Here is an 11,920-nt window from a genome sequence, read left to right as displayed (position 1 = left end):
GCACGTCGACTTGCCCGCCCCGGTCGCACCCGCGATCAGGATGTGCGGCATCTTGGCCAGATTCGCCACCACCGTGCGGCCCTCGACGTCCTTGCCCAGCCCCACGACCATCGGATGGTGCTCATTGGTCGCCGCCGGCGAACGCAGCACATCCCCCAGGCTGACGATGTCCTTGTCGACGTTGGGAATCTCCACCCCGATCGCCGACTTCCCCGGGATCGGGGAGATGATCCGCACATCGGCGCTCTTGACCGCGTAAGCGATGTTCTTGGTCAGCGCGGTGACCTTCTCCACCTTCACCGCCGGACCCAGCTCGATCTCGTACCGCGTGATCGTCGGCCCCCGGGTGAACCCCGTGACCTGCGCGTCGATGTCGAACTGCTCCAGCACCCCGGTGAGCGCGTTCACCACCGTGTCATTGGCCTTGGTCCGCGGCTTGGCCACGCTGCCCGGACGCAGCAGCGCGGGCTCGGGCAGCTCGTAGATCTCGCCGGACGACGACAGCGGCAGCTGCTCCACGCGGCGCGGCGCGGGCGTCGGGTCGGGCGTGCGGCGCGCGCGCGACGGCGCGGGCGGATCGGCGACCGTCTCGGGCTCGGGAGCCGCGTCCGGCTCGGGCGGCGGCGGCGCGTCGGAGCCGAACGGGTCCGGCTCGAACAGCTCGTCGGCCAGGTCGCGGGCGCCCTTGCCCTTGGTGGGCGCGTCGTCCAGCACGGGGGTGTCGTACGGCTTGGAGTGCTCGCCGACCTCCACCGCGGGGTCGCCGGCCTCCCCCTCGCCGCCCCGCGCGGCCCGTTCCGGCTTCGGCTTGCGGCGGCGCTTGGGCTTGGACGCCTCCGCCGTCTCGCGGTCGTCGGCGCGGCCGTCCTCGCCGTCGTCGGCGTCCCGGCCCCGGTCCAGCGGCCGCGAGGGACGCCCCGGGCGGCCCTGCAGGGTCGCCACGGACCACAGCTCGTTGAGCCGTTCCGGGACCCGGGCGATCGGGGTGGCGGTGACCACCAGCAGCCCGAAGCCCGACAGCAGGATCAGCAGCGGCACCGCCACCCAGCCGCTCAGCGCCGCCTCCAGCGGCGCCGACGACAGCCAGCCGACCACGCCGCCCGCGCGGCGCACCTCGTCCATGCCGCGGGCCGGCGCCGGGACCCCGGCGGCGATGTGCACGATGCCCAGCACGCCCACGATGAGCGCGGTCATCCCGATGACGACGCGCCCGGTGTCGTCGTTGTGCTCGGGGTGCCGCAGCGTCCGCCAGGCCAGCACGGCCAGCAGCACCGGCAGCGCCATCGCCAGCATCCCGATGCCGCCCCGCACCACCTGCTCGAGCGCGATCGTGACCACGCCGGACGGCCGCCACCAGGTCACCGAGGCCAGCACGATCGCGCCGCCCAGCAGCGCCAGGCCCAACCCGTCGCGCTGGTGCTCGGCGTCCAGCCCCTGGGCGCCGCGCCGGTACGCGCGGAAGATCGAGCCGACCGTCACCGCGGCCAGGTGGTACAGCTGGAACAGCAGCTTGAAGAACCCGAAGAACAGCTGGCGGATCGGATCCGGTCTCTGCGGGGGACGCCCCTTGCCGGAGCCGCGGCCACCGCCGCCCTTCGCGCCGCCGCTGGGACGCTTGCGGGGGGCCGTGCCCGCGCCTTTGCGGGCACCACCGGCGCCGGCCCGGGTACGCGAGGACGCCTTGGCTCCCCCGGACGCACGTGTGGCCATGGTGATGAGGGTAACCAAGGAGCCGGCTGGTTCCGGTCAATCCGGCCGGGCGGGCGTGTTGCTCCGGAACCGGACCCGGCCCGGCCGCCGGGCCGGCGGCCGGACTCCGGGCGGGTCCGGGCGGGGTCCCGGCGGATCCGGGCGGGCTAGATCTCGACGACCACCGGGATGATCATCGGACGGCGGCGGTAGTTGTCGTTGACCCACTTGCCGACCGTGCGGCGGACCAGCTGGTTCATCTGGTGCAGGTCGTTGACGCCGTCGGCGCCGGCGTCCTGCAGCACCGCCTCGAGCCGCCCGATGACCTCCTCGAAGTCCTCGTTGACGATGCCGGCCCCGCGGGCGTGGATCTCCGGGCCCGCCACGACCTTGCCCGAGGTGGAGTCGACGCCGACGACGATGGAGACGAACCCCTCCTCGCCCAGGATCCGGCGGTCCTTGAGGGAGGTCTCGGTGACCTCGCCGACCGACAGCCCGTCGACGTAGACGTACCCGGCGGGGACCGCGCCGACGATGGAGGCCTGGCCGTCGACCAGGTCGACCACGACGCCGTCCTCGGCGATGACGATGTTCTCCTCCGGGACGCCGGTGAGCGCGGCCAGCTTGGCGTGCGCCCGCAGGTGCCGCCACTCGCCGTGGATCGGCATGAAGTTGCCCGGCCTGGTCATGTTGAGCACGTACAGCAGCTCGCCCGCGGACGCGTGCCCGGACACGTGCACCAGCGCGTTGCCCTTGTGGACGACCCGCGCCCCCCACCGGGTGAGCCCGTTGATGACCCGGTTGACGGCGGTCTCGTTCCCGGGGATCAGCGAGGACGCCAGCATGACGGTGTCGCGCCGGGTGATGCGGATCTGGTGGTCGCGGTTGGCCATCCGCGACAGCGCCGACATCGGCTCGCCCTGCGAGCCCGTGCAGACCAGCACCAGCCGGTCGGGCGGCACGTCGTCGAGCTGCCGGGGCTCGACCATGATCTCCTCGGGCACGTCCAGGTAGCCCAGCTCGCGGGCCACGCCCATGTTGCGCACCATCGAGCGGCCGACGAAGCAGACCTTGCGGCCGCTGGCGACCGCGGCGTCCAGCACCTGCTGCACCCGGTGGATGTGCGAGGCGAAGCAGGCCACGATGATCCGCTCCTGCGCGGTGCGGAACACGTCGTCGACCACCGGGCCGATGTTGCGCTCGCTGGTGACGAACCCGGCCACCTCGGCGTTGGTGGAGTCCGACATCAGCAGGTCGATGCCCTCGGCGCCGAGCCGGGCGAATCCGCCCAGGTCGGTCAGGCGGCCGTCCAGCGGCAGCTGGTCCATCTTGAAGTCGCCGGTGTGCAGGACCAGTCCGGCCGGGGTGCGGACGGCCAGCGCCAGCGCGTCGGGGATGGAGTGGTTGACCGCCAGGAACTCGCAGTCGAACGGGCCGAACGAGCGCCGGTCGCCCTCCTTCACCTCCACGGTGGTGGGCTTGATCCGGTGCTCGGTGAGCTTGGCCTCCAGCAGCGCCAGGGTCAGCCTGGAGCCGGCGAGCGGGATCCCGGGGCGCTCGCGCAGCAGGTAGGGGACGGCGCCGATGTGGTCCTCGTGGCCGTGCGTCAGGACGACCGCCTCGACGTCGTCGAGCCGGTCCCTGACATAGTCGAAGTCGGGCAGGATCAGATCGATCCCGGGCTGCTCGGTCTCGGGGAACAGCACCCCGCAGTCGATGATCAGCAGCCGCCCGCCGTACTCGAACACGGCCATGTTGCGGCCGATCTCGCCCAGGCCGCCGAGCGCGACGATGCGCAGGCCGTTGCCGGGCAGTGCGGGCGGTGCGGTCAGCTCCGGGTGAGGGTGACTCACCGGGCAACCTCCGGAATGGTGACCTCCGGCACTTTGACTCCCCCAATCGTGAGGTCTTCGCGCAGGCGCGCCGCGAACTCCAGCGAGGCGTCGACGAGCGGCGCGCGGACCGTGCCGCCCGGCAGCCCCAGCAGGTTCAGCGCGGCCTTCACGGCGATGGCGCCCTGCGTACGGGTCATGATCGCCGTGACCACGGGCAGCAGGCGGCGGTGGATCTGCTGCGCGTTCTCCCGGTCGCCGGCGAGATACGCGTCGATCATCTCATGGAGATCGGCCCCCACGACATGGCCGACCACGCTGACGAACCCGCAGCCGCCCACCGACAGCCAGGGCAGGTTGAGCGCGTCGTCGCCGGAGTAGTAGGCCAGGTCGGTGCCCGCCATCACCAGGGAGCCGGCGAACAGGTCGCCCTTGGCGTCCTTGACCGCGACGATCCGCGGATGCTCGCCCAGCTTCAGCAGCGTCTCGGTGAGGATCGGCACCCCCGAGCGGCCCGGGATGTCGTAGAGCATCGCCGGCAGCGCGGCCGCGTCCGCGACCTCGGTGAAGTGGTGCAGCAGCCCCTCCTGCGGGGGCTTGTTGTAGTACGGCGTGACGATCAGCGTGCCGTCCGCGCCGGCCTCCTCGGCCGCCCGGGCCAGGGCGCGGCTGTGCGCGGTGTCGTTGGTGCCGACCCCGGCGACCACGACGGCGCGGTCGCCGACCGCGTCGATCACGGTGCGGAGCAGGCGGTCCTTCTCGGCGTCGCTCGTCGTCGGCGACTCTCCCGTCGTCCCGTTGACGACGATGCCGTCGTTGCGCTGCTCGTCGACCAGGTAGGTCGCCAGGCGCGCGGCTCCGTCGTAGTCGACCCCGCCGTCGGGCCGGAACGGCGTGACCATCGCGGTCAGCATCCTCCCGAAGGGAGCGCCGCTTGTTGTGCTGGGTGCCATGCATCGAACGGTACCGTTCCGGGCGGCCGCCTTGGACCCACAGGTCCCCACAAAGGAGCAATGTCGCGGAGCCGTGACTCGCCCCGCCGACCAGCGGAGTCTCGAGTGATGCGGGGGACGCGGGCGGGCCGGGTGATCGGGCGGGATTTGGGGCGGTCTGCCGGTCGCATTGGACGACTCCGCCCGGACGCGCCGACGGCCGGCTGCGGGGCCGGAAGTGGGACCGGGAGCGAGGCTGGGAGCGGGGCGCGCGTGGGGCCTGCCGGCGACGAGGCCGGGGCGGGCGCCGGGGCCTCCTGGGCCGGGAAGGCAGAAGCCGCCCGCCACACGCTCGGGGGTACGCGTGGCGGGCGGCTTCTGTTCTCCACATCGTGGCACGCAAATGCCGCGTTACGGGGTCAGTCCGGCTACTTCCCGGAATCGGTTGGATAACGTGCCCGCAGCGGTCCTGCTCCACGGACGGTCGTTCCGCAACCGGCTCGCGGAAACACCTTCCGTTAGGACCGGGGAGGCGGGCCGCCCGCCCCGCCCCTGGTCCCGGGCGCGCGTCCACGGGGTCCGCGGCGCCTACCGGCGCTCGCCGCCCGTCGGCGGCGGCAGGGTCACCGGTTCTCGCCGAGTTCGTACAGACGCGCGCGCAACTCGTCCACGTCGGGGGTGCGGACGAGTTCGTCGCCGCGCACCGCCCACCAATGGCCGGAGCCGCCGCGGCCGATCCGCCATCCGGTGAATTCGGCCGAAAGCTCGGTCAGCTGGTCCGACTCATGCCACGCGGTCCGCTGGATGCCCATCGGCGTCACTCCCCCACTCTCGTGCGATCGTCCTGTCCGGTTCCGCCGGTCGTGCCCGCTCTCGACGTGCACGCCCGATCCGCCGGTTCCGCCGCTGCTTGCCTACCCCCGCGGAAGGCTCCGTCAACTAACCTTTTGACCTGCACAAACGCAAGGACGGGAACGTGACGGGGCGGGTACCGTCAACGCCAATTCATGCTGACCCGCGCGGCAGCCAGTTAGCCCGGTAAAGCGCCCATTCAGCGGGTATGGTCGTCCATTCCGCATAAATCCCGACACCGTAGGGGCGGGCGGGCGGACGATCAAGCGCGTCCAGCCCCCGCCGCACGCCCCGCAGCGCCACCGGCAGGTTGTCCGCCCAGTCCATCAGCGGGCGGTAGGTGGGGACTCCCATGAACACCGTCGTCCGGTCGCCGATCAGCCGCAGCGTCCGCTCGGTGTGCCGGGCGTAGTCCAGACCGGCCAGGGACGCGGTCGGCTGCGCCGCGTCGTAGGTCATGATCGCGACCTGGTCGGCCCGGTCGGCCAGCGCGCGCAGGTACTCCTCGGTGGGACGCGGCGGGTAGTGGAAGCGGCCGTGTCCTTGCGGGATGAGGGCGCGGTAGATCGGCTGCGCCCCGTCCACGAGGGTGAGCTGCTCGATGGCCACCGACAGCAGCCGGCCCCGCGAGCGCGTCAGCTCCCTGGTCTTCTCCATCAGCTCCAGGAACGCGGTGTCGTCGGCGTAGATGGGCTCGAAGTCGTAGTGGATGCCGTCGAAGCCGAGGTCGAGGAAGAGCGCGTCGGTGCGCAGGACGCTCGCGCGGACGGCCGGGTCGTCCAGGTCGGTGACGCCGTAGCCGTCCAGCTTCCTGATCTGCCCGAGGTAGGCCTGGGCGCGCACGCCGGGCGCGTGCTCGCGCATGGCCTGGATCAGCCTGCGCGCGTTGCGGTACTTGGCGGGCGGCACGGTGCCGTCGGCCTCGAACGGGCCCGCGTGGAAGAACACGTCGGTGATGCGGTTCTCCCTGAGCAGGCGGCCGAGGTCGCGGTACTCCTGCTCGGTGTGCTCCTCCCCCACCCACTGGTGCCGCGCCCAGAGCGCGTTGGCGACGGTGCCGCGCGCCTCCGGCTCGGGCTGCCACCACACCCACGCGCCGCCCAGCAGCAGCGCCACGAGGCCGAGCGCGCACGCCGCGGTCCAGCCCGCCCACCGCAGGCCCCGAACGATCCGCCTTTTCCATGCCATCGGACAATGATCGCGGAAAACCGGGCGGGGCGGGTCTCTCCGGCCCGGACCGGGCCCGGAGAAGCACCGGACACCGCCGGGCCGGGGGCGGCGTCCGGCTCGGGCCTTAAAACACCGGAATGATGTCCTCGGGGTCGATGATGTCGACCTTCACCCCCGAGATGTCCAGTTCCGGAATGGCCGGGAAGGCGATGCCCCAGCGTTCGACGATGGCGCGGATACGGGCGATGGCCAGTTTCCAGTTCTCCGCCTGCTCCTCGAACGAGAGGACGCCCAGGCCCGCGTCCCGCGCATGGCTCATCAGCACGCGGTGGTTGGTGAGGAAATACGGCGGCAGGTCCCAGAATCCCTCGGGCGGCTCCCACAGGATCATCGACAGGAAGACGAACCCCGCCCGCAACTGCTTGGTGATCTGCCCCTTGACCTCCTCGTTCAGGCCGGGCCACTCGTTGTCGAGGATCGTCATGCAGATCTGCAGATGGCGCGACTCGTCGCGGCCGATGCGCTGGAACATCTCCCCGAAGACCGGGTGCCGGGTGCCGGAGGCCATGCCGCGGAACAGCGTGGACGCGGCCATCTCGCCCATCATGAAACTGGTGAACAGAACGGCGAGCGAGTATTTGCGGACCGCGGTGTTGTAACCCTGCCAGTAACGGCCGCCGTTGTAGTAGAGCCAGCCGATGTTGTTGTGGGCGGCGTGCTCGAGCTCGGTGCCCGGCGTCCAGTCCAGCGGCCCGCCCGGCCACAGTTTCGCGATGGTCCGCTGGCAGCACTCCTCGTGGTTCATCTCGTCCCGCGTGATCGAGAAGAAGCACTTGCGGACCGGATCCTCCTCGTGCTGCTCGAACGCGTGGATCGTGGCGCGGGCGAACACCGCGGGCCCGGAGGCGTCGAAGTTGGCCAGCACCGCGAACCAGTACATGATCCCCAGCCGCTGCTCCGGGGTGAAGTCCTCCGGTCGGATCCCGTCCCAGGGCAGGTCGGCGGGGTTCCACACGGTCCGCTTGGACTTCTCGTAGATGGCGGCGAGCTTGCCGGTCTCGACCCGCCACTCCATCGGGTAGATGTTCGGCTGCGGGATCTCCGGGGCGGGCCAGAACCCGCCCTCGGGGACGGTGAGCTTGTCGTCCATGCGGCCCCCTGCGTTCACATCGTTGTGACGCTTTCCTTCCCATCGTGTGGCCGTGTGTCACGTTCCGCAAGGCCGGTCGGGCCCGTTCCGCCGCCCCTGCCGCCGTCCCTGCCGCTGCCGCTGCCGCCGTCCCGGACCCGGCGGGCGGGCGGGGGCGCGTTCCGTACGCGGGCGCGCTGGGTCAGCGCCACGCAGACCAGCACGCCCACGGCGGCCAGCGCGGTGAGGCCGTCGATCAGCTCGCCCAGGAGGATCCCCGACCACAGCAGTGTGAGCAGCGGCTGGGCGAGCTGGACCTGGCTCGCGCGCGCGATCCCGGCCCGCGCCAGACCCTCGTACCAGGCGAAGAAGCCCAGGTAGGCCGAGAGCAGGGCGACGTAGCCGAAGCCGAGCGCCGCGCCGCCGGTCCACTGCGGACCCGTCGTGGCGAGCAACCAGACCGTGACGGGCATGGTGATCGGCGCGGCCAGCAGCAGCGTCCACGAGATGACCCGCCAGCCCGGCATCTCCCGGGTCAGCCGGCCGCCCTCGGTGTACCCGACCGCGGCCGCGAGCATCGCGCCGAACAGCAGCAGGTCGGCGCCGGTGAGATGACCGGCGCCGCGGATCACCGCGAACCCGGTCACCACCACCGCGCCGGACGCGCCCGCCAGCCAGAACGCGAGCGAGGGCCGTTCCCCGGCGCGGAGGACGGCGAGCACCGCCGTCGCGGCGGGCAGCAGGCCGACCACCACGGCGGCGTGCGCGGACGACGCGCCGTGGTCGAGCGCCAGCGTGGTCAGCACCGGGAAGCCGAAGACCACTCCGGACGCGGTGACCGCCACCGCCGCCCACTGCCGGCCGCGCGGCCGGACCAGGGCGTCCCGGGCGCCCCGGGACCCCGCGGCCGCCCGGGAGCGGGAGCGGAGGTGCACGGCGAGGAGCGCGATCGCGGCCAGGACGGTAGCGGCGGCCGAGCGCCCGATGCCGATCAGGTACGGGTCGAGCCCCTCCAGGGCGAACGCCGTGGCGGGCAAGGTCAGCGAGAAGACCAGCACACCGAGGCCGGCCAGCCCCAAGCCGGCCGCCCGTCCGGGGGCGGGGGCATCCGGTTCCGCTATCGACGCGGAGGCAGTAGCGCTATCGTTATCGCTCATGCACCAGGATAGCAGTGTGTCCGTTTTGGCCGAGCGGCTGCGGGACGAGCTGCGCGGGATGCACCCCGGCCAGCGGCTCCCGTCCAGCCGCGCGCTGACCCGCCGCCACCAGGTCAGCCCGGTCACGGTCGCGCGGGCCCTGGGCCTGCTCGCCGCGGAGGGGCTGGTGGTCACGCGCCCGGGCAGCGGCGCGTTCGCGGCCGGCCGTCCCGGACCCGCGCCCGGCGCCGACGCCGCCGGGCCCGCCGACCTGGGCTGGCAGGCGGTCGCGCTCGGCGACCGCGCCGTGGACTCCGACGGCGTCGCCCGGCTGCTCCTGCCCGCGCCCGAGGGCGCGATCACGCTCAGCGGCGGCTACCTGCACCCCACCCTCCAGCCGCTGCGGGCGCTGGCCACGGCCGCCGCCCGCGCCGCCCGCCGCCCGGACGCCTGGGACCCGCCCCCGCTGGCCGGGGTCGCGGAACTGCGCGCCTGGTTCGCCCGGACGGCCGCGCCCGGCGGCGAGATCGCGCCCGCCGACGTCCTCGTCACCGGCGGCGGGCAGCAGTCACTGACGACGGTCCTGCGCGCGCTGCTGCCGCCCGGCTCGCCGCTCCTGGTCGAGTCCCCCACCTACCTGGGCGTCCTCGCGATCGCGCGGGCCGGCCGGCTGCACCCGGTGCCGGTCCCGGCCGACGGCGAGGGCGTGCGGCCCGACCTGCTGGCGGAGGCGTTCGCCATGACCGGCGCCCGCGCGGTGTACGTCCAGCCCACCTTCCAGAACCCGACGGGCGCGGTACTGACCGCCGAGCGGCGGGCGCGGGTGATCGAGGCGGCCCGTGCCGCGGGCGCGTTCGTGATCGAGGACGACTTCGCCCGCCATCTGGCCATCGACCCGGTGGCGCCCCCGATGGTCGGCGCGGACCGGGAGGGCCGGGTCGTGCACATCGCCTCGCCGACCAAGGGCACCGCCGCCAGCCTGCGGGTGGCCGCGGTGATCGCCCGCGGCCCGGTCGCCGAGCGCATCCGCGCGACCCAGCTGGTCGAGGGGTTCTTCCCGGCCAGGCCGCTGCAGGAGACGCTGCTGGAGCTGGTCAGCTCCCCGGGCTGGCCGCGGCACCTGCGCGCGGTGCGCACCGCGCTGCGCTCCCGCCGGGACGCGGCGCGCGCCGCGCTGGCCCGCGAGCTGCCCGAGCTGGAGGTCAACCGGCCCGCCGGGGGCCCGCACCTGTGGGTCCGGCTGCGCGACGGCACCGACGACGTCGCGCTGGCGGACGCGGCCCTGCGCGCCGGCGTGCTGGTGAGCGCGGGACGGCCGTTCTTCCCGGCCGAACCGCCCGGCCCGTACCTGCGGATCGGCTACGGAGCCGCCGCCAACGAGGCGGAACTGGACGAGGGCGTGCGCCGCCTGGCCGAGGTCGTCCGCGCGCGGGAACGCGCTACTCGGTGACGAAGCAGAACTCGTTGCCCTGGGGGTCGAGCCACACCCGGAACGGGCGCTCGGGGTTGCCCATCGGCTCGCCGTGCGGGGTGGCGCCCAGTTCGCGGGCGCGCTCGCCGGCGGCGTGGACGTCGGGCACCGCCACGTCCAGGTGGACGCGGTTCTTCCCGCTCTTGGACTCGGGGACGAGCTGGAAGCTCAGCAGCGGCCCGCCGTCGCCGAGCGGTTCGAGGTCGATCCAGTCCTCGTCGCGGCCGGTGACCTTCATGCCGAGCAGCCCGCCCCAGAACTCGGCCATGACGTCCAGGTCCGTGCAGTCGATCGCGACGTTCGTCACCGTCGTGCGCATCCTCGGCTCCTCTCTTCGACACCGTCCAAAACGGTACGCAGGTGTCGCCCGGTCCCGCAACCGCCCATCCGGGAACACCGGTGTCGTAGCTGGTAGAGTGCGCCCGACGGCAGGAGCGGAGTGATGGACAGCGCGCAGCCCGACCAGGGGCGCACCGGCGTCCGGGCCGGTTCCCCGGCCGCCCTGCTCCTGCGCGACTTCGTCAACACACTCGACGTGGAATGCGCCACCGACGCGATCGACGCTCCGGCGCGCCTGGCCGACTGGCTGGCCGCGCACGGGCTGGCGCCCGCCGGCGCGCGGGCCGACCAGTCCGACGTCGACCTGGCCGCCACCCTCCGCGAGGGCCTGCGCACCGCGATGCTCGCCCATCACACGCTCGGCGCTGCCGCGTCCCCGCTCGCCGGGGGCGGCCTGCCCGGGGACCTCGAACGGTCGCTGGGACGGCTGCCGCTGCGGCTCACGCTCGACGGCGGCCGTCCCGCGCTGGTCCCCCTGGGCGGCGGCACGACCGCGGGCCTGGCGAGGATCGCGGCGGCCGTGACCGAGTCGGCCGCCGACGGCACCTGGCCCCGCCTCAAGGTCTGCCTGGAGGACACCTGCCAGTGGGCGTTCCTCGACACCTCCAAGAACCGCAGCCGATCCTGGTGCTCGATGCGGGTGTGCGGCAACCGCACCAAGACCCGCGCCTACCGCGCACGCCGCCGCGACCGCACGGCGACGCGGTGACCGCATCCAGCGACCGGCCCGACCACCACCACCGATGAGAGGACGTGGCAAGCCATGGCCGACGTGGGCGTACGGCCCGCCCGCCGGGCGGACGCCGCCGCCGTCGCCGACATCCAGGTGCGCGCCTGGCGGCAGGCGTACCGTGACCTGCTCCCCGCCGGGGTGCTCGCCGAGGTGACCGGCACGGAGGCCCGGGAGGTGTGGCGCGAGCGCTGGACGGAGGCGGTCACCGACCCGCCGGGCCCCCGGCACCGGCTGCTGGTCGCGGTCTCCTCCGACCTGGTCGTCGGCTTCGCCGCCTCCGGCCCGGCCGAGAACGACCCCGACCACGACCCGGCCGCGGCCGCCGAGCTGATCACCCTGCTGGTCGACCCGCTGCACGCGCGGGCCGGGCACGGCAGCCGGCTGCTGGCCGCCACCGTCGACCTGCTCCGCGACGACGGCTTCGCCACCCTGATCACCTGGACGTTCGAGAAGGACGAGGTGATGCGGGCGTTCCTGGGCTCGGCCGGGTGGGCGCCCGACGGCACCGCGCGCGACCTGGACATGGGCGAGCCGGTCCGGCAGATCCGCCTGCACACCGACATCACCGCCGACGCGGAGGGCTCCGGAACGGGCGCCTGAACGTCAAGGGCGCCGGGGCGTTCCGGGGCGCTCCGGG

Annotated in this window: 11 protein-coding genes; 3 read left to right on the top strand and 8 right to left on the bottom strand. The window is 73.5% G+C overall.

Going from position 1 to position 11,920, the window contains the following annotated elements; translation table 11 throughout:
• The 7 genes from ACFPZN_RS48475 to ACFPZN_RS48445 form a co-directional block, all read right to left on the bottom strand.
• Nucleotides 1-1,710: DNA translocase FtsK 4TM domain-containing protein (locus ACFPZN_RS48475; RefSeq protein ID WP_378290579.1), on the bottom strand; the 1,710-nt coding region annotated here is incomplete at its 3' end.
• Between the two features lie 146 nt (nt 1,711-1,856).
• Complete coding sequence (locus ACFPZN_RS48470; protein WP_378290577.1) at nt 1,857-3,542, bottom strand: ribonuclease J; 1,686 nt, start codon at nt 3,540-3,542, stop codon at nt 1,857-1,859.
• Nucleotides 3,539-4,474, bottom strand: coding sequence for a 4-hydroxy-tetrahydrodipicolinate synthase (gene dapA / locus ACFPZN_RS48465; RefSeq protein WP_378290575.1), 936 nt, complete (start codon nt 4,472-4,474; stop codon nt 3,539-3,541). Before dapA ends, ACFPZN_RS48470 begins: the two co-directional genes overlap by 4 nt.
• Before the next feature lie 602 nt (nt 4,475-5,076).
• Nucleotides 5,077-5,265 carry a hypothetical protein gene (locus tag ACFPZN_RS48460; RefSeq protein ID WP_378290573.1) on the bottom strand — a complete coding sequence of 63 codons (189 nt, stop codon included), beginning with the start codon at nt 5,263-5,265 and terminating at the stop codon, nt 5,077-5,079.
• A gap of 193 nt (nt 5,266-5,458) precedes the next feature.
• On the bottom strand, nt 5,459-6,493 hold the full coding sequence (locus ACFPZN_RS48455) for a glycoside hydrolase family 18 protein (RefSeq protein ID WP_378290571.1): 1,035 nt from the start codon (nt 6,491-6,493) through the stop codon (nt 5,459-5,461).
• Between the two features lie 106 nt (nt 6,494-6,599).
• Nucleotides 6,600-7,625, bottom strand: coding sequence for a hypothetical protein (locus ACFPZN_RS48450; RefSeq protein ID WP_378290569.1), 1,026 nt, complete (start codon nt 7,623-7,625; stop codon nt 6,600-6,602).
• A gap of 14 nt (nt 7,626-7,639) precedes the next feature.
• Complete coding sequence (locus ACFPZN_RS48445) at nt 7,640-8,761, bottom strand: DMT family transporter (RefSeq protein WP_378290567.1); 1,122 nt, start codon at nt 8,759-8,761, stop codon at nt 7,640-7,642.
• 16 nt (nt 8,762-8,777) lie between these two features.
• On the opposite strand from ACFPZN_RS48445, the gene ACFPZN_RS48440 reads away from it, so the two are divergent.
• Nucleotides 8,778-10,190 carry an aminotransferase-like domain-containing protein gene (locus ACFPZN_RS48440; protein WP_378290565.1) on the top strand — a complete coding sequence of 471 codons (1,413 nt, stop codon included), beginning with the start codon at nt 8,778-8,780 and terminating at the stop codon, nt 10,188-10,190.
• Here ACFPZN_RS48440 and ACFPZN_RS48435 read toward each other — a convergent pair.
• Nucleotides 10,180-10,530 (bottom strand): VOC family protein, encoded by a 351-nt coding sequence (locus tag ACFPZN_RS48435; RefSeq protein WP_378290563.1) that lies wholly within the window; start codon nt 10,528-10,530, stop codon nt 10,180-10,182. The two genes, ACFPZN_RS48440 and ACFPZN_RS48435, sit on opposite strands and share 11 nt — an antisense overlap.
• Nucleotides 10,531-10,653: 123 nt before the next feature.
• Here ACFPZN_RS48435 and ACFPZN_RS48430 point away from each other — a divergent pair, with 123 nt between their 5' ends.
• Nucleotides 10,654-11,259: a CGNR zinc finger domain-containing protein gene (locus ACFPZN_RS48430; RefSeq protein WP_378290561.1), complete on the top strand. Its 606-nt coding sequence runs from the start codon at nt 10,654-10,656 to the stop codon at nt 11,257-11,259.
• A 54-nt stretch (nt 11,260-11,313) separates the two neighbouring features.
• Complete coding sequence (locus ACFPZN_RS48425; RefSeq protein WP_378290559.1) at nt 11,314-11,883, top strand: GNAT family N-acetyltransferase; 570 nt, start codon at nt 11,314-11,316, stop codon at nt 11,881-11,883.
• The last annotated feature ends 37 nt before the right edge of the window (nt 11,884-11,920 follow it).

The organism is Actinomadura rugatobispora, from assembly GCF_042656285.1.
Classification (GTDB): Bacteria; Actinomycetota; Actinomycetes; order Streptosporangiales; family Streptosporangiaceae; genus Spirillospora; species Spirillospora rugatobispora.
The sequence above is the reverse complement of the archived record's forward strand: the minus strand, read 5'-3'. Positions and strand labels throughout refer to the sequence as shown.

Bases quoted from the DNA above. Each gene is read 5' to 3' on its own strand.
- ACFPZN_RS48450 (WP_378290569.1), bottom strand. From the start codon at position 7,625: ATGGACGACAAGCTCACCGTCCCCGAGGGCGGGTTCTGGCCCGCCCCG.
- ACFPZN_RS48445 (WP_378290567.1), bottom strand. From the start codon at position 8,761: ATGAGCGATAACGATAGCGCTACTGCCTCCGCGTCGATAGCGGAACCG.
- ACFPZN_RS48460 (WP_378290573.1), bottom strand. From the start codon at position 5,265: ATGGGCATCCAGCGGACCGCGTGGCATGAGTCGGACCAGCTGACCGAG.
- ACFPZN_RS48455 (WP_378290571.1), bottom strand. From the start codon at position 6,493: ATGGCATGGAAAAGGCGGATCGTTCGGGGCCTGCGGTGGGCGGGCTGG.
- dapA (WP_378290575.1), bottom strand. From the start codon at position 4,474: ATGGCACCCAGCACAACAAGCGGCGCTCCCTTCGGGAGGATGCTGACC.
- ACFPZN_RS48430 (WP_378290561.1), top strand. From the start codon at position 10,654: ATGGACAGCGCGCAGCCCGACCAGGGGCGCACCGGCGTCCGGGCCGGT.
- ACFPZN_RS48425 (WP_378290559.1), top strand. From the start codon at position 11,314: ATGGCCGACGTGGGCGTACGGCCCGCCCGCCGGGCGGACGCCGCCGCC.
- ACFPZN_RS48435 (WP_378290563.1), bottom strand. From the start codon at position 10,530: ATGCGCACGACGGTGACGAACGTCGCGATCGACTGCACGGACCTGGAC.